25 protein-coding genes are annotated in these 24,472 nt (G+C 30.4%); 15 read left to right on the top strand and 10 right to left on the bottom strand.

Going from position 1 to position 24,472, the window contains the following annotated elements; genetic code table 11:
- The first annotated feature begins 15 nt into the window (after positions 1–15).
- Positions 16–708, top strand: a complete 693-nt coding sequence (locus SJY43_RS11095; RefSeq protein WP_396600808.1) for a hypothetical protein — start codon at positions 16–18, stop codon at positions 706–708.
- Here SJY43_RS11095 and pabB read toward each other — a convergent pair.
- Positions 705–1,997 (bottom strand): aminodeoxychorismate synthase component I, encoded by a 1,293-nt coding sequence (pabB, locus tag SJY43_RS11090; protein WP_396600807.1) that lies wholly within the window; start codon positions 1,995–1,997, stop codon positions 705–707. The genes SJY43_RS11095 and pabB overlap by 4 nt on opposite strands.
- A gap of 80 nt (positions 1,998–2,077) precedes the next feature.
- Between pabB and SJY43_RS11085 the strand changes: the two genes are divergently transcribed.
- Together SJY43_RS11085 and SJY43_RS11080 are read left to right on the top strand one after the other, a co-directional pair.
- Positions 2,078–2,968 (top strand): aldose 1-epimerase family protein, encoded by an 891-nt coding sequence (locus SJY43_RS11085; RefSeq protein ID WP_396600806.1) that lies wholly within the window; start codon positions 2,078–2,080, stop codon positions 2,966–2,968.
- Between the two features lie 42 nt (positions 2,969–3,010).
- On the top strand, positions 3,011–4,363 hold the full coding sequence (locus SJY43_RS11080) for a DEAD/DEAH box helicase (protein ID WP_396600805.1): 1,353 nt from the start codon (positions 3,011–3,013) through the stop codon (positions 4,361–4,363).
- Positions 4,364–4,440: 77 nt separating this feature from the next.
- Here the strand turns inward: SJY43_RS11080 and SJY43_RS11075 are convergent, their stop codons facing one another.
- On the bottom strand, positions 4,441–4,833 hold the full coding sequence (locus tag SJY43_RS11075; protein ID WP_396600804.1) for a MotA/TolQ/ExbB proton channel family protein: 393 nt from the start codon (positions 4,831–4,833) through the stop codon (positions 4,441–4,443).
- 190 nt (positions 4,834–5,023) lie between these two features.
- Between SJY43_RS11075 and SJY43_RS11070 the strand changes: the two genes are divergently transcribed.
- Together SJY43_RS11070 and SJY43_RS11065 are read left to right on the top strand one after the other, a co-directional pair.
- Positions 5,024–6,076, top strand: a complete 1,053-nt coding sequence (locus tag SJY43_RS11070) for a sensor histidine kinase (RefSeq protein ID WP_396600803.1) — start codon at positions 5,024–5,026, stop codon at positions 6,074–6,076.
- 3 nt (positions 6,077–6,079) lie between these two features.
- Positions 6,080–6,796 carry a LytR/AlgR family response regulator transcription factor gene (locus SJY43_RS11065; RefSeq protein ID WP_396600802.1) on the top strand — a complete coding sequence of 239 codons (717 nt, stop codon included), beginning with the start codon at positions 6,080–6,082 and terminating at the stop codon, positions 6,794–6,796.
- 170 nt (positions 6,797–6,966) lie between these two features.
- On the opposite strand, the gene SJY43_RS11060 is transcribed toward SJY43_RS11065, so the two are convergent.
- The 4 genes from SJY43_RS11060 to SJY43_RS11045 form a co-directional block, all read right to left on the bottom strand.
- Complete coding sequence (locus SJY43_RS11060; RefSeq protein WP_396600801.1) at positions 6,967–7,518, bottom strand: RNA polymerase sigma factor; 552 nt, start codon at positions 7,516–7,518, stop codon at positions 6,967–6,969.
- Between the two features lie 251 nt (positions 7,519–7,769).
- Positions 7,770–8,597: a mechanosensitive ion channel family protein gene (locus tag SJY43_RS11055; RefSeq protein ID WP_396600800.1), complete on the bottom strand. Its 828-nt coding sequence runs from the start codon at positions 8,595–8,597 to the stop codon at positions 7,770–7,772.
- A 37-nt stretch (positions 8,598–8,634) separates the two neighbouring features.
- Positions 8,635–8,814 (bottom strand): hypothetical protein, encoded by a 180-nt coding sequence (locus SJY43_RS11050; protein ID WP_396600799.1) that lies wholly within the window; start codon positions 8,812–8,814, stop codon positions 8,635–8,637.
- Complete coding sequence (locus SJY43_RS11045) at positions 8,814–9,389, bottom strand: RNA polymerase sigma factor (protein WP_396600798.1); 576 nt, start codon at positions 9,387–9,389, stop codon at positions 8,814–8,816. Before SJY43_RS11045 ends, SJY43_RS11050 begins: the two co-directional genes overlap by 1 nt.
- Before the next feature lie 290 nt (positions 9,390–9,679).
- On the opposite strand from SJY43_RS11045, the gene SJY43_RS11040 reads away from it, so the two are divergent.
- On the top strand, positions 9,680–10,462 hold the full coding sequence (locus SJY43_RS11040; RefSeq protein ID WP_396600797.1) for a S1/P1 nuclease: 783 nt from the start codon (positions 9,680–9,682) through the stop codon (positions 10,460–10,462).
- Between the two features lie 25 nt (positions 10,463–10,487).
- On the opposite strand, the gene SJY43_RS11035 is transcribed toward SJY43_RS11040, so the two are convergent.
- The 3 genes from SJY43_RS11035 to SJY43_RS11025 form a co-directional block, all read right to left on the bottom strand.
- Positions 10,488–11,324 (bottom strand): hypothetical protein, encoded by an 837-nt coding sequence (locus SJY43_RS11035; RefSeq protein WP_396600796.1) that lies wholly within the window; start codon positions 11,322–11,324, stop codon positions 10,488–10,490.
- A 71-nt stretch (positions 11,325–11,395) separates the two neighbouring features.
- Positions 11,396–12,796: a dihydrolipoyl dehydrogenase gene (lpdA, locus tag SJY43_RS11030; protein WP_396600795.1), complete on the bottom strand. Its 1,401-nt coding sequence runs from the start codon at positions 12,794–12,796 to the stop codon at positions 11,396–11,398.
- 94 nt (positions 12,797–12,890) lie between these two features.
- Positions 12,891–14,483, bottom strand: a complete 1,593-nt coding sequence (locus SJY43_RS11025) for a S41 family peptidase (RefSeq protein ID WP_396600794.1) — start codon at positions 14,481–14,483, stop codon at positions 12,891–12,893.
- Between the two features lie 111 nt (positions 14,484–14,594).
- On the opposite strand from SJY43_RS11025, the gene smpB reads away from it, so the two are divergent.
- The 3 genes from smpB (at position 14,595) to SJY43_RS11010 (ending at position 16,302) form a co-directional block, all read left to right on the top strand.
- Positions 14,595–15,053, top strand: a complete 459-nt coding sequence (gene smpB / locus SJY43_RS11020; RefSeq protein WP_396600793.1) for an SsrA-binding protein SmpB — start codon at positions 14,595–14,597, stop codon at positions 15,051–15,053.
- Positions 15,054–15,118: 65 nt separating this feature from the next.
- On the top strand, positions 15,119–15,688 hold the full coding sequence (locus tag SJY43_RS11015) for a hypothetical protein (RefSeq protein ID WP_396600792.1): 570 nt from the start codon (positions 15,119–15,121) through the stop codon (positions 15,686–15,688).
- Positions 15,689–15,690: 2 nt separating this feature from the next.
- On the top strand, positions 15,691–16,302 hold the full coding sequence (locus SJY43_RS11010; RefSeq protein WP_396600791.1) for a methyltransferase domain-containing protein: 612 nt from the start codon (positions 15,691–15,693) through the stop codon (positions 16,300–16,302).
- Positions 16,303–16,340: 38 nt separating this feature from the next.
- On the opposite strand, the gene SJY43_RS11005 is transcribed toward SJY43_RS11010, so the two are convergent.
- Positions 16,341–16,982: a protein-L-isoaspartate(D-aspartate) O-methyltransferase gene (locus tag SJY43_RS11005; RefSeq protein WP_396600790.1), complete on the bottom strand. Its 642-nt coding sequence runs from the start codon at positions 16,980–16,982 to the stop codon at positions 16,341–16,343.
- Positions 16,983–17,139: 157 nt separating this feature from the next.
- On the opposite strand from SJY43_RS11005, the gene SJY43_RS11000 reads away from it, so the two are divergent.
- The 6 genes from SJY43_RS11000 (at position 17,140) to SJY43_RS10975 (ending at position 24,451) form a co-directional block, all read left to right on the top strand.
- Positions 17,140–18,099, top strand: coding sequence for a Gfo/Idh/MocA family protein (locus tag SJY43_RS11000; protein WP_396600789.1), 960 nt, complete (start codon positions 17,140–17,142; stop codon positions 18,097–18,099).
- On the top strand, positions 18,100–18,990 hold the full coding sequence (locus tag SJY43_RS10995; protein ID WP_396600788.1) for a 3-hydroxyacyl-CoA dehydrogenase family protein: 891 nt from the start codon (positions 18,100–18,102) through the stop codon (positions 18,988–18,990).
- A gap of 68 nt (positions 18,991–19,058) precedes the next feature.
- Entirely contained in the window at positions 19,059–20,297 is a 1,239-nt protein-coding gene (locus SJY43_RS10990; protein ID WP_396600787.1) for a DUF1015 domain-containing protein, read from the top strand.
- A 77-nt stretch (positions 20,298–20,374) separates the two neighbouring features.
- Positions 20,375–21,037: a YggS family pyridoxal phosphate-dependent enzyme gene (locus SJY43_RS10985; RefSeq protein ID WP_396600786.1), complete on the top strand. Its 663-nt coding sequence runs from the start codon at positions 20,375–20,377 to the stop codon at positions 21,035–21,037.
- Positions 21,038–21,121: 84 nt separating this feature from the next.
- The gene (locus tag SJY43_RS10980) at positions 21,122–22,486 is read left to right on the top strand and encodes an exonuclease domain-containing protein (protein ID WP_396600785.1); all 1,365 of its coding nucleotides are present in this window, start codon (positions 21,122–21,124) and stop codon (positions 22,484–22,486) included.
- 3 nt (positions 22,487–22,489) lie between these two features.
- Positions 22,490–24,451: a DUF3857 and transglutaminase domain-containing protein gene (locus SJY43_RS10975; RefSeq protein WP_396600784.1), complete on the top strand. Its 1,962-nt coding sequence runs from the start codon at positions 22,490–22,492 to the stop codon at positions 24,449–24,451.
- Positions 24,452–24,472: the final 21 nt, after the last annotated feature.

The raw sequence follows: 24,472 nt of genomic DNA, 5'->3' as shown, positions 1-24,472 counted from the left end.
TTAATACTTTGAATTATGTGTACGATAGATAAATTAAACGATAAGACCGCTCAAAAAGAATTTAATAATAAAGTTGTTGGAGTTACTCAACATTTACAAGCTTATGTAAAACACCGTTTATACATTGCAGAATCTACAAAGATTATTCCTAAAAACATGTATAAATCTCATGATATTATAGATGAAGGGATTGCGAAATTTTATGAAGCTGGTTATAATATTGATGCTGATAAATCTAGCATAAAACTAAAACTTTTTAAAATTGTAGATGAAGATTTAGATGCCCTTTTTAAAACTGAAGCTTTTCATCAAAATACCATGAGTACTCATACTATTTTAGAACAAGAACTTGATGGTCTGGAAGAAAAATTTACAGCTGATGAAGGTTTCGATTTTATAATGAATGAAGAATTAAGTGATATATCTTATCACCAAAATTTGGATGAAAAAGAGGTGTTTTTGTATGATGACAATAATGTGTCGATTAAAAATGCCTTTGATATTTCTGATATTTCATTGCAACGAAACAAACATTTATTGGGCAAATTCTACACATGGCTACCTTTAAAAGTATCAGATATTGTAGATTTATTTGTATTCGGGAAATTAACTTTTGATGAAATAGCAATTATAAAAACGATTGAAGCCAAACGTGTAGAACGCGTTTTAAAGCTAGCTATTGAAGATTTTAAAGAGCACTTAATCTAATTCTCTAAAACTTCTCGCATTGCTTTTGCTTTGACCAAACATTCTTCGTATTCTTTTAGTGGTTTGCTTTTAGCCGTAATAGCACCACCAACAGAATACGAAATGTATTGTTTTGTTGCATTGTATAAAATACTTCTTATAACAACATTAAAATCGAAATCGCCGTTTGGAGAAAAATATCCAATGGAGCCAGAGTAAATACCACGCTTGGTTTCTTCTAAGGTTTCAATAATTTTCATTGCCGAAATTTTAGGTGCTCCTGTCATACTTCCCATAGGGAATGTACTTTTAATAATGTCTACAGGATGTGTAATTAAATCAACTTTTGAAGTTACTGTAGATATCATTTGATGTACTTGATCAAACGTATAAACCTTGCATAATTCTTCTACTTTCACACTCCCTTTTAATGCTGTTTTAGACAAATCGTTACGCACTAAATCAACAATCATGATGTTTTCGCTACGCTCCTTTTCATCGTTTACCAAATTGGTTTTTAAGGCATTATCTTCTTCTTCATTTACCGAACGCTTAGACGTACCTTTTATAGGTTGAGAAATAATTGAATCTTCTTCTTTTTTAATATAACGCTCTGGAGATGCACATAACACATACTTATCTTGCAACTTTAAAAAAGAAGCAAAAGGCGGTTGCGATATAGCATTAAGTTTTTTGTATGTTTCTAAAGGGTTTATACAGGTGTTTTCTGCAAAAAACTCTTGACAAAAATTAGCCTCGTAAATATCACCACGATGTATATGTTCGAGCATCATATTCACTTTCTCGAAATACTCGTCTTTATGAATTTGAAGTTTTATTTTAATATCGCTACATAAAGCATCGCGCTCTGAATCTTGCGTAATTTTAATGGCATTTAAATCGGTATCTAATTCATCATCAACACAATTCAAATATTGAATTTCAACTTGATTGCCCTTTAATAAAAATATTTTTTTGGGCTGAAAAAAGTATAAATCTGGAAAGCCTAAAGCATCATGATTATCAGATTTTAAGTTTTCAACATCATTCTTTAAATCATAAGTTAAATACCCGAAAATCCAATCTTTTGTAGTCGAGTAATATTCTTTTAGTTTTTCAAAACCTTGAAAATAATCCGTTTGAATACACGTAAACGCATCTACAGCCAAAACAGCATCATAACTAGAATACATCTGACTATAACTATTGGAATCTAACCAAACAACATCATCGTATTGTTGCGCCCAATTAAGTAATTGGCTTTTAAAAATTTCGATATTATCGAAAGTATGAATGTGTTTTGTCCTCAAAAAAAAATATTAAAAAGCAAAGTTACTTAGAATACTTAAAAATCTGAGTTTTTTGTACATTGTTTTAAATTTGAAATAACATGAACTTAATGCAAAACAATAAACTTAAAATATCCGTCAAAAATACTGGTGCAGAACTCTGTGGTATTTCGTCTGTAAAAAACGGCACAGAATTTATGTGGCATGCAAACCCAGATGTTTGGGGAAGTTATGCGCCTAACCTATTTCCTATTATTGGCGCTTTAAAAGATGACATCTATTCTTTTGAAAATATAGAATACAAGCTTCCTAAACATGGTTTTGTTAGGCATAATGAAGAAATTATATTAGAAAAACAATCTAAAAATAGTTTAACTTTTAAGTTAGTCTCAAATAACGAACTACTAAAAATATATCCTTTTAAGTTTGAATTTTATATCACCTACACTTTAACCGAAAATACCTTAGAAGTTAAGCACACCATTAAAAATACAGATAAAAAAACCATGTATTTCTCGGTTGGCGGGCATCCGGCTTTTAAATGTCCAGTTTTTGAAAACGAAAAGTATGAAGATTATGCTTTAGAATTTGAACATCTTGAAAATTCTAAAACCCATTTAATAAATATGGATAACGGGCTTATTTCTTCAAATACTGAAACCGTTTTTAATAAATCGACTAAACTACCATTAACGCATGATTTATTTAATAAAGACGCGCTTATTTTTAAAGATTTAAAATCTAAAAAAGTCACATTAAAGAGTGCCAATCACGGTGATATTTTAACTGTTAATTACCCTGATTTTGATTATTTAGGTATTTGGGCAAAACCAACTGGAGATTATGTTTGTATTGAGCCTTGGTTGGGAATTGCTGATAATGAATCTACCAATCAAAACTTAATTGAGAAAGAAGCTATTATTAGTTTAGAACAAGATAAAAGCTTTGAAGCAGTTTATACTATAGAAATACATAACAAGCACTTAGTCTAAACAGAATAATAAGCTTAACTTTGCCAGCTAAATAGCAGTATTTTGACTTTTCAAGATTTAAACTTAAACACACCTCTTTTTAACGCCTTAGACGATTTAGGCTTTACAACCCCTACGCCTATCCAAGAGCAAGCCTTTAATGTGGTAGCTTCTGGAAATGATGTGGTTGGTATTGCGCAAACAGGTACAGGTAAAACCTATGCTTATATGTTGCCAATTCTTAAAAACCTAAAGTATTCTGAACAAGAAAACCCTAGAGTTTTGGTTTTAGTACCAACACGAGAATTGGTTGTACAAGTAGTTGATGAAATTGAAAAACTATCAAAATACATAAACAATCGTGTTTTAGGTGTTTATGGTGGCACAAATATAAATACACAGAAACAGGCTATTGCTCAAGGCATTGATATTTTAGTTGCTACACCAGGTAGATTATATGATTTGGCTTTAACACGTGTTTTACAATTAAAATCGATTCAAAAATTAGTGATTGATGAAGTTGATGTCATGCTAGATTTAGGCTTTAGACACCAACTAATTAATATTTTTGATATTCTGCCTCAACGCCGTCAAAACATTATGTTTTCGGCAACCATGACACAAGATGTCGATTTACTTATTAATGATTTCTTTAAAAGTCCTGAGCGTGTTTCTATAGCTGTTTCAGGAACGCCGCTTGAAAATATATCTCAGCAACGCTATAATGTACCAAACTTTTATACTAAAGTAAATTTATTGGTTCATTTATTAAACGATACCGAACATTACAACAAGGTTTTAATTTTTGTTGCTTTTAAACGTATGGCAGATCGTTTGTTTGATCAGTTAGATGAATTCTTTAAAGAAGAACTTTGTGTGATTCACTCTAACAAAACACAAAATTACCGACTAAGAAGTATTGAACAATTTAGAAGTGGAGAAAACCGTATTTTAATTGCTACCGATGTGATGGCACGTGGTTTAGATATTGATAACGTATCCCATGTTATTAATTTTGATACACCCGATTTTCCAGAAAACTATATGCACCGTATTGGTAGAACTGGTCGTGCTGAACGTGAGGGTGAGGCTCTTGTTTTTACCACAAAAAAAGAACAAGAAGCCATTGAAAACATTGAGTTGTTAATGAAAATGACAGTTCCTGTTTTAGAAATTCCAGATACTGTTGAAATTTCTAATGAACTTATTGAAGAAGAGCGTCCGCAAATAAAAGAACGAAACAACCCACACAAACGCAGAGATGAAGATGCTCCGGGACCTGCTTTTCACGAAAAATCTGAAAAGAACTCTAAAGAAAACTTAGGAGGTTCTTATAAATTTAAAATTGCAGCTAAGTACAAAAAGCCAAAAACGCGAGGCGATAAGAATTATAATAGACGGAATAAAAAGAAATAATTTTTTAATTTTAAAACTTCAAAACCTTTTCATAAATGAAAAGGTTTTTTTGATTAATGAAGAACCGCTTGTAAATCTTAACTTTTTTGTAATGCCTTTAAAATTATTATACCAATTCTTGGAAGAATAAAAGTAACAGCACCAAAAACGGTGGTTAAAAAAGAAACTTTTAGTCCACCTGCCATCATACCAGAACTTATATCTCCCATAGCATCAATGGCATCAAATGCACTAATCATGCCTATTATAGAGCCTAAAAACCCAATTACTAAGCCTAAAACACTAACATCAGAGGCTAAGCTGGTCATCTTTTTAGATTTAGTTATATCCTTTTTGAGATTAACAAATCCCATAACAACAAAAAATAAGGCTAACAAAAGGCATATTAAAATTAAGGACATAAAAAATGTACCTCCTTCTCTAAATCTATCTGCAAAAACATTCAAAACAAAAACTAATAACAAATTCATAAATAATGGTTTTAATTATACATAGAGCAAACATATAAACTTTAGTTATTTCAAAAAGTAAAATGCGACAGATAACGAATTTAGCAATTAAAATAACAACATGTTAAAACCAATGTTAAAACTGTTATTCGTCTACAAAATCTTTAATAGGCCTAAATTTATAGTATTATTGTAACATAGTTTTTCGGTCATGTTTACAAAACGTTTCATTTTAAAAAAAATAGGACAGATTTTACTCCACATCATGTTTTGGTGCGGTGTCTTGTTATTTTACACTTACTTTTTTGGTGTAGATAGTAGTGATTTCAATTATATTCTGTCATTCTCTTCTTTTTTAATGCCCATTACAATTGCCACTACTTATGTTTTTATTTATAAAATAATACCTAATTATCTTATTACTAAACGCTATTTCCAATTTGGATTATACAGTTTGTATGCGATAATAATTTCGACTTACTTAATTGTTATTTCCGTATTCTACGGGCTTATTTACCTATCAAACTTTAAGTATTCTAACATGGCTCCCATTAGTAAAAGCTTATTATTTGTAGCCGTTAGCGTGTATTTAGTAGTCGTTTTGGTTAGTGCATTTAAACTTTTAAAGTTAAACCTAAAACATACAGAAGAAACCAAAAAACTAGAGACCAAAATATTAGAAACTCAACTAAAACTAAAAGAACAAGAACTGAATTATTTAAAAATGCAGATACATCCGCACTTTTTATTTAATACTTTAAATACAATGTATGGGTTTGCTTTAAAAAAAGCGGATGAAACACCAGAAATGATTTTAAAGCTTTCAAACTTATTGGATTATTTATTATATCAAGTTGACAAACCTTTTGTTTCTATTAATGACGAAATAAATCATATTAATGATTATATCGCTTTAGAAAAATTACGATTCAATGATACGCTGATTATCAATTTTGAAACAGAAAATATTTTAACAGATACCCAAATTGCACCTATGCTCCTTTTACCTTTTGTAGAAAATAGTTTTAAACATGGCAACTTAAAAAATGGGGTTTTAATGATAAACATTAAATTGTTTTACGAAAACAAAAGCATGTATTTTCAAATTGAGAACACAAACAACACTAAGGTTTTTTCTAAAAAAGGTATTGGGTTAGAAAACATTAAAAAGCGATTAGATTTATTATATAAAGATCAATACACGCTAAATATTAAAAATAAAAATGAATTATTTGCGGTAAATTTAAAACTCAATACCATTTAATTAATGGAAAACACCGAAGACATATTATGCATTATTGTTGACGATGAATCTATTGCCAGAGAAGTAATAGCGACTCACCTATCAAAAATACCTCATATTAAAATTATTGCGAGTTGTAGTAATGCTATTGAGGCTTTTAGTGTTTTAAGAACCCATAAAATAGACTTGGTTTTCCTAGATATTAATATGCCAGAAATCTCAGGTATATCTTTTGCAAAATCTATAAATAAAGATGTTAAAGTTATTTTCACGACCGCTTATCGCGATTTTGCTGTTGAAGGTTTTGAGTTGAAAGCTGTAGATTATTTATTAAAACCAATTTCGTTTGATAGATTGCTAAAAGCTATGAATACATATTTTGAGATTCATGCAGATTCAAAACAAACTAAATATACAGAAACAGCCAACAACGATTTTATGTTTGTACGTGCTAACAGACGCATGATTAAAATTGATTTTGATTCTATTATCTATATTGAAAGTTATAGTGATTATATAAAAATACATTTAGCTAAAGAAACTATAGTGACAAGAGAGACTATAAGTGCCATCGAAGCCAAACTACCAAATAATAAATTTTTAAGAATTCATCGTTCTTACATCATAGCATTAAAACATATTTCTTCTTTCACAAACGAAGAAATTTTAATTAATAATACCGCTTTAACTATAAGCAGGAGTTATAAAAAAGATGTTTTAAGAATTCTCGAAAAATTCTAAAAAAAACCCCTTTTCAATGCCGATATATTACCGGGAGAAAAGGGGTATACATGTAGAGAGTTTTCGGTTTACAGGAAAATAACTAACCAAATTAACCCTAACTTAAAGCCATTCTTATATACTTACTTACTATCTACAATACTACTAAAAACTAATTTGGGGATTATTTTTTAACAAGCCATTTCATATGATACAGCTAAACGCTCTCTGGCTCTTTTAATTCTCATTTTAACAGCACTACTACCAATACCTAGTAAGCCTTCTATATTTTTTATTGATAAATTATTTTGATATTTTAATAGTAAAATTGATTTATCGTCTGCTGAAATTTCATTTAAAGCAAGCTTCAACTTTTCGTCTTCTTTATAATCTGTAGAATTTTCATTAAAAAATATAGCATCTTCAGAATAGTTTTCAATCATATGCGATTCTAAAAATCGTGTTTCATATTTTTTAATAGGGTTTCTTGAAACATAATTTACACAGTAATTATAAGTAAATGAATACACCCAAGTTGAAAACTTTGATTTACCTTGAAATGTTGAAAGCTTTACAAATATTTTCAAAAAAACATCTTGTGTTAAATCTTTGGCTTCATCTTCATTATTTACAAATGAATAACATTTATTATATACAACTTTCGAAAATCTATCATATAGAATTCCAAAAAGTTCTGTGTCGTTATTACTAACTATTCTCGATACTAATTCTTCGTCTTTCAAAACTAAATAGGGTTATTGTTTTTAACTGGTACAATAATAGATATTGATAAACGGTAAGTACTTTTCAATTAAAAAAAAACACAAAAAACTATTAAATACATATAAAACCGATTAAGTGTTGTTTTTTGTGTAAGAAAAATATTCGTGTAAAAAATAATCCCTATTCATATAAATGAAAAGGGATTATAAAATGTAGAGAGTTTTTCGGTTTACAGAAAAGTAACCAACCAAATTTTAACCCTAACTTAAAGTTAATCCTGTATACTTACTTGACTCTCTACAATATCTTTAATTGGTACTATTAATCTTCCTTCTTTAGTTTTTATGCTTACTGTTATACCATCAATAGATTCAATGGTGCCTTTAGTATTATTAAATTCTATTTTTTGACCAATTTCATAGGTTTTTCTAGTATAAAATGTTCTTAATAAATCACCCACAACTTTTTGCGACCCAAAACCTAATGCTAAGGCAAAGGCTAATAAAAAAGCAGCCAAAATCATTGTTAAATTGCTCGTCACAATTTCTGTATCAATCCCTGCTTGATTTAATGCCGTGATAGAAACAAATATTAAAATGATAAAAAATACTGCTTGACTTATCATTTTTGCTCCAGATAAATCCATGGATTCAAAAAATGATTTTAATCCTTTCTTTATAAGATTAGCCAAGATTAATCCAACAGTAAAAATGACTAATGCAGCAAACAACTGTGGTAAGTAACCTAACAGATTACTAATCTGCTCAGAAATCATTGTTAAGTTCATAATATCTGATGCCATTATTAATAACATGATGTACATGATCCACTTAACAAAACTGGATACCACTTTTATGGTATCAAAATTTAGTTTTTTTCCTTCAACAATTTCAATTTCATTTAAAGCATAGTCTAACTTATTCGCTTTAGCCAGTTTTAACGCCTTCTTTATAATTTTAACAACTAGCTTTGTTAGAAGCCAACCTATTAATAAAACTAAAATGGTTCCTATAATGTTTGGGAATATTTTTGAAATTTCAAGCCACATGGTTGTTAAAGATTCCATGGCCATATCCTTCCATTGTGTTGCTTTTTCCATTATTTAATAATTTGTTAGGGTTATATTGGTAATTAATTTATTTTTTATCTTTTCTACTTTTCACAACGGTTTCAATTACATCACCTAAATTATATGAAAATAGAACTGCCAACTCCATGATGAGTTTTGCCATTGCAATATCACTCATTACTTTAGACTTAAGCTCGCTTGGAACTTCCTTAAGTGGTTGGTCTATATGCTTAAACGGATTCTCCATTATTTAACATTGTCGTTATATACTGTTATTAGCTTATCTTTGGCGCGTTTAATTCTCATTTTAACTGCACTTTCTCCAATTTCCAAAGCACTCTCAATTTCCTTAATAGAGAGATTATCTTGGTACTTTAAGAGTAAAATCATTTTCTCTTGCGGAGAAATAAGTTCTAAAGCTATTTTTAAATTCTCAACTTTCATAGATAGGAAACTATTATCTTCTTCCTCTTCTTCTGAAAGATTTTCTATATCCTTATAATCTACCGATTGCTTTTCAAATTTCTTTGCCGTACTTCTGGTTACATAATTTACACAATGATTATAAGTAAATGAATATAACCATGTTGAAAATTTAGATTTACCTTTGAAACTTGCCAATTTAACAAAGAGTTTTAAAAACACATCTTGTGTTAAATCTTTTGCCTCATCACTATCTTTAGCAAATCCATAACACTTATTATATACTAATCCAGCATATTTATCATATAAGATTTCAAAAAGCAACGTGTTATTTGTTTTCACAATTGCTTCTACCAACTCTTCATCAGATAGCTTGTTATGGTTGTTAAGGGTTTTCAAAATTAGCTTTCGCTATTAAATGGTTATAATATTTAAGACACACCCTTATTTAAAGGGTCACACTTTTTACAAAAAAAATTAAAATATATGTATTTGGCTAATATTTACGTTCTTAATTCTTACGCATTTTATACTCAAAACAACTTTTAAAATAATAAATGGGATTCTTGTCTTAATTGCCGTAATCTTACATGTTGATTATATATAATATTCATTAAATATTTGTTAACTATCATTTAAAAATATGATTCTTATAAGTGATATTCTTAAATTAGCTAAAATTTAAGTTTATGAAATCATTATACATTTTTTTTATAGCCATTCTATTTGTTATTCCTGTAAAGAGCCATGCTACTGCTGATTTTTGGGGACAAACAGGGCATCGTGTTGTTGGAAAAATAGCCGATGATTATTTATGCGGAAAAGCTAAACGAGAAGTAAAACGTCTATTGAAAAGAAAATCGCTTGCCTTTGTTTCTACATTTGCAGATGAAATAAAATCTGATAAGCGTTATAACGAGTTTTATACCTGGCACTATATTAATATGCCTCATGATGTAAACTATGAAGATTCTAAAATAAACCCAAAAGGCGATTTAGTTACTGGAATTGAATATTGCAAAAAAATTATAAGTGATGATACATCTTCAGATGACGATAAAGCATTTTATTTAAAACTTTTAATTCATTTAATTGGCGATTTGCACCAACCCATGCATGTTGCGTTGCAGGAAGATAAAGGCGGAAACGATTTTAAAGTACAATGGTTTTACGAAGATTCTAATCTTCATAGAGTTTGGGATTCGGAAATGATTGATAGTTTTGATATGAGCTACAATGAACTCGCCGAAAATGCAGATGTTTTAAGTAAAAAACAAGTAAAGTCCATTCAAGAAGGTTCTTTAATTGATTGGGTAAACGAAACATATCAATTAACAAAAAAGGTATATGCTTCGGCTAAACCAGACGAAAATTTGAGATATCGTTATTCTTACGATAATTTTAAAACCGTTAGAAGTCAATTACAAATTGCTGGAATTAGATTGGCTAAGGTTTTAAATGAGTTGTTTTAGAATTACTTTTTATAAAATACTTTAGTTAGTTGTATTTATATAAATCATATTTTATTAACTCAAGCATTACAAAAGCTTCCCATTCTTCTTGAGTTTCTTTTTTAACACCATTCTTAGTATCATAATCATACCGTTCTTGCTTTTCTTCCCATTCATTTTTAATGGAATTAAAAATATCATAGGCTCTACAAGAATTTTTAGTGGTTACATTAGCATCAATTAATGCTTTTCTAAGTTTTCTAGTGTAAATTTCAGTAATATCAAAATGGATTTGTTCGTGTTTTAAAACATAATCTGTTTTACCTTTTGGTATAACCCAACTACCATTAGTGTTAAACATATTTCGAACAAAAACCTTTCCATCTTTAAAAGGGTTAAAACTGCCAGATTCAAAACTTATAGCAGAATTTGTTACAGCTACAGCGTTAGGGAAAGTTTCATTATCTGGTTCTCCTTTAAAATCATCCCATGTTAATTTCCTATCTGGTGTCCATTCAATCTCAGTCTCATACTCCTTTGCTTTGTTAACCCTATAAATATTTGCCCAAAGCCTATGGCAACTACTCCATTTATCGGCTGGTTTATGTTTCGTTAATTTTACAAGATTTGCACCAGATTTTCTTGCTAGTCCTCTTAGATTCTCTAAATTTTCATAGTAAGAACAATTGTTAGAAAGCATATTGTCAGTCGCTTTTATTTCTCCAATTTTTTCGCCAGTTATTATTTGATCGTCTACAATGTCTAATACAACAACCAATTCGGTTTTAGATAATTCGGGATATTCTTTTACAATCGAGCTACGCAACTTTGGAGAACAAGAATTTAAACCAATAAAAAATAAAACTATTACTATTCTTTTCATAACGTTACTCTAATTAGAAAAAGCAACCCTTTAAAGGTTGCTTTTGCATTTATTATTTAATAAAAATATAATTAAATATGTAAAGCTCTATCTTCAGTAGCTGCTAAAGCGGCTTCTTTAATAGCTTCTGTAAACGTTGGGTGTGCGTGAGACATACGTGAAACATCTTCAGCAGATGCTCTATATTCCATCGCAACAACAGCTTCAGCAATCATATCTGCAGCACGAGCTCCAACCATATGAACACCTAAAATTTCATCTGTAGTTTTATCAGCTAAAATTTTCACAAAACCATCTAAATCCATACTTGCTCTACTTCTTCCTAAAGCACGCATTGGGAAAGACCCTGTTTTATATTCTATACCTGCTTCTTTAAGTTGTTCTTCTGTTTTACCAACAGCAGCTACTTCTGGCCATGTATAAACTACACCTGGAATTAAGTTGTAATCAATATGTGGTTTTTGTCCAGCTAAAGTTTCAGCTACAAAAACACCTTCTTCTTCAGCCTTATGAGCTAACATGGCACCTTTTATAACATCTCCAATAGCATATATATTTGATGCCGAAGTTTGTAAATGTGCGTTTACTTCTACTCGACCTCTTTCATCTAATTTTACGCCAGCAGCTTCAGTATTTAATCCATCTGTATATGGTTTACGTCCTACAGACACTAAACAATAATCACCTTTAAATTCTACTTCTTCTCCTTTTTTGTTATCTGCTTTTACAATAACTTCATCTCCTACGCGCTCAACAGATTTTACTTGATGAGAAACATTCATTTTCATCTTTTGTTTCTTTAAAACTTTATTAAGTTCTTTAGAAACGCCTTTATCCATTGTTGGTACAATTCTATCAGCATACTCTACAACAGAAACCTCTGCTCCTAACCTTTTGTAAACTTGACCAAGCTCTAAACCAATTACACCACCACCAATAACAATCATATGTTTTGGTATTTCTTTAAGTTTTAAGGCTTCAGTAGATGTAATAATACGTTCTTTATCTAACTCAATAAAAGGTAAGTTTGATGGCTTACTTCCTGTTGCAATAATCGTGTTTTTTGCTTCAATCTCTGTAGTTTCTTCTCCAGAAATGGTAATATGAGTAGCATCTTTAAAGCTTCCTAAGCCTTGATATACATCAATATTATTCTTCTTCATTAAGAAATCAATGCCTCCTGTAGTTTGATCTACAACAGATTGTTTACGAGCAATCATTTTTTCTAAATTCACTTTAATATCACCAGGAATTTCAATTCCATGTTCTTCAAAATGCTTTACGGCATCTTCATAATGGTGAGAAGAATCTAAAAGTGCTTTACTTGGAATACAACCTACATTTAAACACGTTCCACCAAGTGTTGAGTATTTTTCTATAATGGCAGTTTTCATGCCTAATTGAGCGCAACGGATTGCTGCAACATATCCTCCTGGACCAGAACCAATAACGGCTACATCGTATGAATTCATATAATAATTTTGAAGTTTTCTTTTTTAAAAATCTAAAACCAAAAATACAAATTTAGATTCAAGCTGATAAAAGATTATTTTTTTTTTGAAGGAATCATTCCTGTTTATGAATATCTTCTACAATCCACTCCAATTCTGTATCAATATCTAATTGTCTGTCTACTAAATTTGGTAAAATGACAATATCGGGTTTAACACCAAAACCATCTGGTGTTTGTTTGTGAGAAGTTTCAATTTGCATTAAACCCATTCTTATATTTAGTTTTGTGTTTGGTAATTTATATATTCTATATAAACCTGCAACACATCCGTTATAGGCGCCACCTGTCTCCTCACCAACAAAAGTAGCACGTTTAGTTGCTTTTAAATGAGTTGAAATTAATGATGATGCCGAAAAAGAATTTCCATTTATCAAAACATATAATTTCCCCTTGTAATTAGCTTTTTTTGGCTTTTTTGATTTATTATATTTCATTTTATAATATATCTTATCATCAACTTTTTTAGTATTAAAATACTGGTAACCAAGTGAAATTGGATCTATATAAGTAAGTGCGCCAATAATGTTCACAAAAGTGGAATTACCGTTGCTTATCAATGATTTTGTAAGTGGCAATCGGCTATTAACTTCTATAGGCTCAATAAAAACATAGTTTTTATCTGTTAAAAAAGAATACAAATAATCTATTTCAGATATACGTCCGCCGCCGTTGTCTCTTAAATCTAAAATTAAGTTTTCAGTTTTTAAAAATGCCAGTTGGTTGAAACTCTCCCTATAAAACTTTTTATATTTTCTGTTAGAAAAACTTCTTATCTTCATGTAAGCTACCGAGCTATCCTTCCCTATAAAATTGAAATTTCGAGTGTATTCTTTTGATTTTGATATGAACCCGTATTTTTTATGGTCTTTTCTTTTTTTCTTATTTGCTAATTTATTTTCCTTTTTTTCAGACTTTGATAGCTTTACACGAGATTTCTTTTTTGTTTGAAGTGAATCTGTCTTCGGCTTTTTATCATCTTTATAAATGCGTTTATATAATCTTGAAAAAACGGAATCTTTGTTTTTAAATGTAACTTCCAAACTATCTATAAACCCTTTGTCTTTATTATAGTACCTAGCAAAACCTTTACCTACAAATCGATTATGCAACGTGGTGTTATATCCATCTGATGCAAATCGTGTTTTATAAGTGTTTACTAAATCATTTACCTGTTCGCCATCTATAGTAACAACCTCAGAACCTACCATAGATGAATCTTTTCCGAAAGTTCGTTTTACCCAAAGTTTATTTTCTAAATATTCGAAATCTAAATCGTGAAACTCAAGTTTTCTTTTCTTTAAATCCTTTCGCTCTTTTTTAGTAAACCATTTATTAAAAGATCCTACAGTAACATGCCCTTGTTTGATGTTAGCTACTACAGGTGCAAGTTTTTTATATAATTCACGAGAAGTAATTGGTGTGTTTATAGTCGTTTTCAAACTATCAAATTTAAAATCTAATACTTCTTTTGATGTGTATTGATATAACTTCGGGTGGTTCCTTTTTAATTGCTTGTAGAGTTTATCAATATCGTTATGCAAATCTTCTACAGGGTGTAATTTGGTAATAAGGGCATTATGTTTTTCAACACTTTTACATGACACAAACACAACCAATAATACAAGTGATAAAAGCAAGTTCTTCATATTAGGCTAAAATAGGAGTATTTATGAAATCTAAAAACGGATTAATCTTTCTTTAACTTTTGAATAGATTCAACTCAAATTCTCCCAATAAATTATGTAATTTTGTGCTTCATGCAAAAAAACATAAACATACAAAACAAGAAAGCACGCTTTCAATACGAGATTTTAGACAAATACACAGCTGGTATTGTACTAACTGGGACTGAAATAAAATCTATTAGAAGTGGTAAAGCTTCTATTACTGAAAGTTTTTGTGAGTTTAGTGAGAACGGTGAGCTATTTGTTGTAAATATGACTATTCAAGAATATGCTTTTGGAAATTATTACAACCATAAACCTAAAGCCACAAGAAAATTACTTTTAAATAAAAGAGAGCTTAAAAAACTTAATAAAGAAGTCCAGAATACAGGGTTAACAATTATTCCTCTAAATTTATTTATTAATGATAAAGGCTATGCAAAACTCAACATTGCATTAGCAAAAGGTAAAAAATTATTTGATAAGCGAGAAACTATTAAAGACAGAGATAATAAACGTGATCTTGATAGAATTAAGAAGGCTTATAAGTAGTATTATACATTTCTTAACGCTTTAGATTATTAATTTTTAGTAATTTCCCTTCTTAAAAATTTAATATGAAAAAGTTATTATTCCTTTTAATAGTAAGTGTTTTATCTATAAACCTTCAGGCACAAGACGAAGCTAAAAAGAAAGTCAAGGATGCTGATTCTGATAATGAACAAATTGAATTTACTATAGATAGCACGTCTGTTTTAACTCTAGACAGCACTATAAAAACATTATACGCAGTCATTTCTGGTGAAAAAGGAGAAAAAAGAAATTGGAAACAATTTAAATTTCTTTTTAAACCAGATGCAAAATTAATCCCTTCGGGCAAAGATAAATCTGGAAATTATATAGTGCGTTATATGTCGCCTGATGATTATATTAAAGGCTCTGGAAAATGGCTAGTAAAAAACGGCTTTTTTGAAAAGGAAATACACCGAAAAGTTGATGCTTTTGGTAATATCACCCAAGTATTTAGTACTTATGAATCTTTTTATACTGAAGCGGATAGCACACCATTTATGCGAGGTATTAATAGTATTCAATTACTAAATGATGGTAAACGTTGGTGGGTTATTAATATTTATTGGGCGCAAGAAAGTGATGAAAACCCTATTCCAGAAATGTATAATAATTAGAGATGCATAATCAAGACATTGTTAAAAAAGAAGAAGCCTTCTGGACACAGCGCTATTTAGAAAACCAAACAGGTTGGGATATTGGCAAGCCTTCAACACCTTTAAAAGCATATATTGATCAATTAGAAAATAAAAATTTAAAAATATTAATACCCGGAGCTGGTAATGCCTATGAGGCTGAATACCTTTTTAATAAAGGTTTTAAAAATGTATATGTTTTAGATATTTCTAGAGAACCACTTGAAGCATTTCATAATAGAATTCAAGATTTTCCTTCTAACCAAACCATTCAAGGTGATTTTTTTAATCATAAAGCACAATACGATTTGATTTTAGAGCAAACTTTTTTCTGCTCTTTTCCACCTACCAAATCAAACAGGCAAGAGTATGCCGAAAAAATGAATGATTTATTAAAAGCTAATGGTAAACTCGTAGGTTTATGGTTTAATTTTCCGTTGTCAACTGATATGGAAAAACGCCCTTTTGGAGGATCAAAAGAAGAATATAATAATTATTTAACTCCTTTTTTTAATTTAAAAACTTTCGAAAAATGTTTCAATTCTATTGAATCTAGAAAGGGTAACGAATTGTTCGGTATTTTTATAAAAAAGTAAATACCATTCAAAATTAGGATAATAGTTAAGACTCTAAATCAATTCTTATCTTCTAACAAAGGCACAAATCTAAATTCTCCAAACTCCTCTTGTTCAAATTCTTTTGGTCCTTTTCGTGTGAACATCGTCATAATCTGCACATCATCACCAACAGGAATAACAAGCTTACCTCCTACTTTTAATTGACTAAGTAAAGGTTTAGGAACAAATGGTGCGCCTGCCGTTACAATTACACCATCAAAAGGTGCTTCTTCTTCAAGACCAATGTAACCATCACCAAAAATCAATTTTTTAGCACGATAGCCCAGTTTTGGAAGAAACTTACTGGTTTTTTTAAACAATTCATTTTGGCGTTCAATACTATAAACTTTCGCGCCTAATTCACACAAAACAGCTGTTTGATAGCCGCTACCAGTTCCTATTTCTAATATTTTATCTCCAGATTTAATTTGCAATAATTCCGACTGAAATGCCACGGTATAAGGTTGAGAAATCGTTTGGTCTGCTCCAATAGGAAACGCTTTATCCTGATAAGCGTGGTCCAAAAAGCTAGAATCCATAAACAAATGCCTAGGTATTTTCCCTATAGCATTTAACACACTTAAATTTGTTATGCCTTTGTTTTTTAATATGTTAACGAGCTGTTGTCTTAATCCTTGGTGCTTAAAAGTGTCTTTCAATTCTGGTGGCGTTTGGTTTGCTAAATTTAAGTAAAGATTTTCAAGCTTAAAACTATTTATTCAGATTTAATTTTTCACAGTTTTTAACCTAAAATTTTAGACTAAAAACTTAACCTCTTCTTTTAAATATCTTATTTTTGTTAAAAACGTAAATATTATGCTCAAAGCTGGAGTTCTTGGTGCTGGTCACTTAGGGAAAATTCATTTAAGACTTCTTAAACAATCTGAAAAATATAACCTTGTTGGGTTCTATGATGCCGATGAGGAAAACGGTAAAAAAGTAGAAGCCGAATTTGGTTATAAGTTTTTCAATTCTATTGATGCTTTAATTGAAGCCGTTGATATGGTAGATATCGTTACACCAACTTTATCGCATTACGATTGTGCTAAACAAGCTATAGCAAAAGGCAAACATGTCTTTATAGAAAAACCTATTACAAATACGGTTGAAGAAGCTGAACATATTAGAACCCTTTTAGCAGAACATGATTTACGCGGACAAGTAGGACACGTTGAGCGTTTTAACCCAGCATATCTTGCTGTTAAAGAAGAAATTAATTCGCCTATGTTTATTGAAACACATCGTTTGGCAGAATTTAACCCAAGAGGGACAGATGTTCCTGTGGTTTTAGATTTAATGATTCATGATATTGATATTATTTTAAGTGTTGTAAAATCTAAAGTAAAAAATGTTTCGGCAAGTGGTGTTTCGGTAATTAGTGACACACCAGATATTGCCAATGCCAGGTTAGAATTCGAAAATGGTTGTGTGGCTAACCTAACTGCTAGTAGAATTTCGCTTAAAAATATGCGTAAAGCACGTTTCTTTCAAAAAGACGCTTATATCTCTGTTGATTTTTTAACTAAAAAATGTGAGGTTGTAAAAATGAAAGATGCTCCAGAAACGCCTGGAGATTTTGATATGATTTTGCAAAATGCCGAAGGAGTAAAAAAACAAATATATTTTGACAACCCATCTGTAGCAGAAAACAATTCCATTTTAGATGAATTAGAAACGTTTGCTGATGCTATTAATAATAATACAACACCTATTGTTTCTCTACATGATGGTACTGAAGCACTTCGTGTTGCTACTCAAATCATAAATGCTTTTTAAATGAAAAATGTTGCTGTTATTGGAGCTGGTACTATGGGAAATGGTATTGCTCATACTTTTGCTCAAAGTGGTTTTAAAGTTCAATTAATCGATGTAAACATAGACGCTTTAAATAAAAGCATTAAGACTATTGCTACCAATTTAGATCGTATGGTTGCGAAAGAAAAAATTACTGAGCAACAAAAAACAGATACACTACATAATATAACACCTTTTACAAATTTAAAAGAAGGTGTTAAAACTGCAGAATTAGTGGTTGAAGCAGCCACCGAAAACCTAGATTTAAAACTAAAAATTTTTAAGGAGTTAGATGATGCTTGCTCAGAACAAACCATTTTGGCTACCAATACATCTTCCATATCCATAACTCAAATTGCTGCTGCTACGTCAAGACCGGAAAAAGTTATTGGGATGCACTTTATGAATCCGGTGCCTATTATGAAACTGGTTGAAATTATTAGAGGTTACAATACAAGCGATATAATTACAAATACTATAATGGAACTTTCTAAATCTTTAGGAAAAGATCCTGTAGAAGTAAATGATTATCCTGGGTTTGTTGCTAACCGTATTTTAATGCCAATGATTAATGAATCTATCGAAACTTTATTTAATGGTGTTGCCGGTGTTGTAGAGATTGATACGGTTATGAAACTAGGTATGGCACATCCCATGGGCCCATTACAATTAGCAGATTTTATTGGTTTAGATGTGTGCTTATCTATTTTAAACGTTATGCATGATGGGTTTAAAAACCCTAAATATGCACCTTGCCCGCTTCTAGTTAATATGGTAAGGGCTGGCAAACTAGGAGTTAAATCTGGAGAAGGTTTTTATGATTATTCAGAAAGCCGAAAAGCGGAAAAGATTTCTAAACAGTTTTTGAAGTAAACACCAATAGTGTCAGATTACAATTTATTACTTTAAAGACTGAATACTGAGACTATAAACTATAGTTCATGGCAAAAATAATCCCATTCAAAGCAGTAAGACCAACTAGAGCCATTGTAGGTTTGGTAGCTGCACGCTCCTACCAAAGTTATACGGTTAACGAACGTGAGTCAAGAATGGATTATAACCCTTATAGTTTTCTTCATATAATAAATCCTGGATATAAATACGATCAAGTAATTACTGGAGAAGACCGCTATAAATTAGTTAGAAACAGGTATTTAGAATTTAAAGAAGATGGCGTTTTTATTCAAGATGAAAAACCGTCGTTTTATGTTTATAAAATAGTTAACAGACAAGGACAAGAATTTAATGGTATTATAGCTGCAACTAGCGCACAAGATTACGAGCAAAATATTATAAAAAAACACGAAGACACTATTGCAAAACGTGAAGAAACCTTTAAAAATTATTTGCAAACTGTTGGGTTTAATGCAGAACCTGTACTCCTTACCTATCCTGATAATGATGCTATTGCATTAATTATAAGTGACACTCAAAAAAATCATGCTGAATTTGAGTTTACAATGACATACAGAGACACCCATTATTTATGGAAAATTGATGATGTTAAGTGTATTGAATTTATTCAAGAAGAGTTTGAGAAAATGGAAAGTATTTATATTGCGGATGGGCATCATAGATCTGCATCTTCTTCGCTTTTAGCTAAAGACGAAAAAGCTAAAAACAAAGATCATAACGGTGGTGAAGCTTACAACTTTTTTATGTCGTATCTCATACCAGAATCCGATTTAGTAATTCATGAATTTAATCGCTTAATAAAAGATTTAAATGGCTTAACAAAAGAGCAATTCCTAATAGAACTAGACAATCTATATCGAATTGAAAACAGAGGTGTTACCCCTTATAATCCATCAAAACCACATCATTTTAGCATGTATTTAGATGGCGAGTTTTATTCACTTTACCTAAGAAAGACAAGACATAAATTTAACACAGCACTAGATAATCTTGATGCACAATTATTATTTAAAACCATATTACAACCTATTTTAGGTATAGATGATTTACGAAATGATGACCTTATTGAATATGTAAATGGCAGAGATGAAATGACAACTATAAAAAGTCATGTTGATAGTGGCACATTTAAAGTTGGATTTGGCATGTGTCCTGCAAATATAAATCAAATAAAAAGTATTGCTAACGAAGGTTTAAAAATGCCTCCTAAAAGCACTTATATTCTGCCAAAATTAAGGAGTGGAATAACTATATATGAATATTAAAATGTTTATTCGTTTAGTTGTTAAGTCGTTTATAAAAACAGCTCAACAACAAACAACTTAACAACAAACCCAAATAAATGAGCATAAAAGCAAACCTAGAAAACATAAAATCTATATTACCAGAACATGTTACCCTAGTGGCCGTTTCTAAAACTAAACCTATAAGCGACTTAATGGAAGCTTACAACGCTGGACAACGCATTTTTGGCGAAAACAAAATTCAAGAAATGGCTGAGAAGTATGAAGCCATGCCTAAAGATATTGAATGGCACATGATTGGTCATGTACAACGCAATAAAGTAAAATACATGGCAGAGTTTGTTAATTTAATTCATGGTGTAGATAGCTTCAAATTACTAAAAGAAATAAATAAGCAAGCAAAAAAGCACAATAGGACTATTGATTGTTTGCTTCAAATAAGAATAGCTACCGAAGATTCTAAATTCGGAATGTCATTTGAAGATGCCTCAGAAATAATTCAATCGGAAAAATTTTCAGAATTAAAAAACGTTAGTGTTATTGGTGTTATGGGAATGGCAACATTTACTGACGATAAGCGTCAAATCGAAAATGAATTCAATCGTTTAAAATTTGCATTTGATGCATTAAAAGGGCTTCAAACTGAATATTGCAAACTAGAAATTATTAGCATGGGCATGAGTGGCGATTATCAATTAGCAATAGATTGTGGAAGTACTATGGTTCGTGTAGGAAGTAGTATATTTGGCTTAAGGAGTTAACTATTAAAAGAGAAAACAAAAAATCAATAACTTTATGCACTCACTTTTAACTATTAGCTTTTAACTTTTAACTTATTTTTTTATTTGTACGCAATTTTAGACATAGAAACTACTGGAGGTAAATACAATGAAGAAGGCATTACAGAAATTGCTATTTATAAGTTTGATGGCCATGAAGTAGTAGATCAATTTATAAGTCTTGTAAATCCAGAACGCGACATACAACCTTTTGTAGTCAACCTAACAGGTATTAACAGTAACATGCTTCGTAACGCTCCAAAATTTTATGAAGTCGCAAAACGTATTGTAGAAATTACCGAAGATTGTATTCTAGTAGCACATAATGCTCAGTTTGATTATCGTATTCTAGGTACAGAATTTAGACGTTTAGGTTTCGAATATGAACGTAAAACACTTTGTAGTGTTGAGCTTTCTAAAGAATTAATACCAGACCAGCCATCCTATAGTTTAGGGAAGTTAGTACGTTCTCTTGGTATTCCTGTTACAGATAGACATCGGGCTTCTGGTGATGCCTTAGCAACCGTAAAGTTATTTAAACTCTTATTAGCCAAAGACACGACAAAAAGCATCATTCAAAAATCTATTCGACTTAATCCAAAACGTCAATTAGAACCCAAGCATTTAGATATTATTGCCGATTTACCTTCTGTTACAGGCGTATATTACATTCACAAACCAGATGGAGACATCATCTATATTGGTAAAAGTAATAACATTAAAAAACGCATCAATCAGCATTTTACAGGCACCAATGCTAAATCAAAAAAGATACAATCTAAAGTAGGCTCAGTAACTTATGAAGCTACAGGAAGTGAATTAGTGGCACTCCTAAAAGAAAGCGAAGAAATTAAAAAGATTAAACCGCTATATAACAGAGCATTAAGGCGTTCTATTTTTACACATGCTTTATATATTTTTAAAGACGAAAACGGGTATATCAATTTAAAAATTGATATTGCCGATGGTCGTAAAAAACCCATAACTACGTTTAGCAATCGCCAAAGTGGTAAGAGTTTTATAACTAAAGCAGTCGAAGATTATAATTTATGCCAAAAACTAACTGGCTTATACAAGACCAAAACCAGTTGCTTTAATTACGATATAAAAAACTGCGAAGGTGCATGTATACAAAAAGAATCGCCAGAATCTTATAACAAACGTGTAGAAGCACTTATTGAAAAAAACAGTTACAAAAACAAGAATATGGTCATTGTAGATAGAGGTCGAGAAGTCGACGAACGTAGTGCCATATTAATCGAAAACGGCGTTTTTAAAGGTATAGGTTTCTTTAACTTAAACTATCAAATTAACAACCTTGAGGTTTTAGAGTCTATTATTACACCAATGGAAAATAATAGAGACACACAACACATTATTCAAAATTACTTAAGGAGAAACAAACGAATAAAAATAATTTCAATAGAATAACACATGAAAAGCATTGCTACACTTCTACTCCTATTATTGTGTATTAAGGGATATACTCAAGAAAACTATAATTCAGAATCTTACAATGTAACTTTAGGAGATATTGAAAGTAAAACGTTTGTAAAAGACTCTACGGCAAATGCTTTAGTTATTTATGAAGTTGGAAAAAGTTTTGTAGATAAAAATGATTACGATTTAATAACCGAAAAAAAGCACAAAATAAAAATTTTAAACCGTGAAGGGTTCGAAAATGCAACTGTAGAGGTCTATTTGTATAATAACAAAACTAAGTCGGAAAAAGTAGAAAATGTTATTGCTACCACTTACAATAAAGATGGAGATGAAGTAATAAAAACAAAACTTGAACAAAAAAATATCTTCACAGAAAAATACGATGACAACTATACCTTGGTTAAATTTACTTTACCAAATTTAAAGGAAGGATCTGTAATAAATTATAGTTATAAAATAATATCTCCATTCGTATCAAGCTATAAAGGTTGGTATTTCCAAGACGACATCCCTAAATTATATAGCGAATACAATGCCAGCATACCAGGAAATTGGCTGTTTCACACTAAATTGATAGGAGGAAAAAAGCTAACTACAAACACTTCTGAAATTAAAAAAGAATGTTTAATAATGCGAAATGGCGCAACTGCAGATTGTAGTGAAAATGTTTATGCCATGAAAAATATACCTGCTTTTGTTGAAGAAGAGTATATGACTACTAAGCACAATTATTTAGCACGAATTGAGTATGATTTAAAAACATTTCGAGATACAGACGGTAGTGTAAAACATTATACCAAAACATGGAAAGATGTAGACCGCGAGTTTAGAACCGATAAAGAAATAGGCAAACAACTAAAAAAATCTGTCGATATAAACACGTTATTAAGTAGTGATATTATAAATGAATCCGATAAACTAAAGCAAGCACAGGCCATTCAGCGTTATGTACAAAACAATTATACCTGGAATGGCGATTATAAAATATACAGAGATGTATCTATAAAAGACCTTTTAAAAAACAAATCAGGTAATGTTTCCTCAATAAATATTCTACTGCATAACTTATTAAGAGATGTTGGTATAGCTGTTAAACCCGTACTCGTATCAACCAGAGGCAATGGTTTTCCAACAACTATTTTTCCTGTAATTTACGATTATAATTATCTACTTGTGCAAGCCACCATAAACGAGAAAAACTATTTATTAGATGCCACAGATAGTTATTTAAACTTTGGAGACATACCTTATAATTGCCTTAACCATTATGGCAGATTACTCGATTTTAAAAATGGTAGTTCATGGTTAGAAATAAAACCAAACACACCATCAAACATCTTTTATCAAGCAAATCTAAAATTTGATGAAAACGATTTACTTGTAGGTTCCATAAAATCTAAAAGAACGGGGTATCATGCGCTATATAAGAAAAAGGATTACTATTCTAATCAAAATGATTATTTAGACGAACTAGAAAATAGCTTTCCATATATAGACATATCAGATTTTGAAATTACCAGTAATGGTAAAACAAGTAACGATTTTAAAGAATCCTATAACATAGAATATACTTTTGATAGTGCTGGAGATAATATATATCTAAACCCATTTTTTATAAAATTTTTTAAAGAAAACCCATTTAAATTACAAGAAAGAACCTACCCTATCGATTTCGGATATAGAGACAGTTATTTCTATATGTTTAAAATAGAATTAAACGATAATTATAAAGTTATAGAAGTACCAGAAAATCAAAAAATCATGCTACCTAACAATACCGGGCAAATGCTTTTTAGCGTAAAGCAAGTTGGTAATACGTTAAACTTAATGTTTAAAATAGATTTTAAAGAAGCCACTTACGATCCAGAATATTACCCGTATTTAAAAAAGTTTATGACCCAAGTTGTAGACATTCAAAAAAACTCGGTAATCTTACTTAAAAAAAGTAACTAATCTTTTCTTACTTTTGGATTT

It is taken from the genome of Algibacter sp. R77976, from assembly GCF_044594645.1.
In the GTDB taxonomy this organism is placed as follows: Bacteria; Bacteroidota; Bacteroidia; order Flavobacteriales; family Flavobacteriaceae; genus Algibacter_B.
Note: the sequence above shows the minus strand (reverse complement) of the source record. Positions and strands in the feature narration are given on the sequence as shown.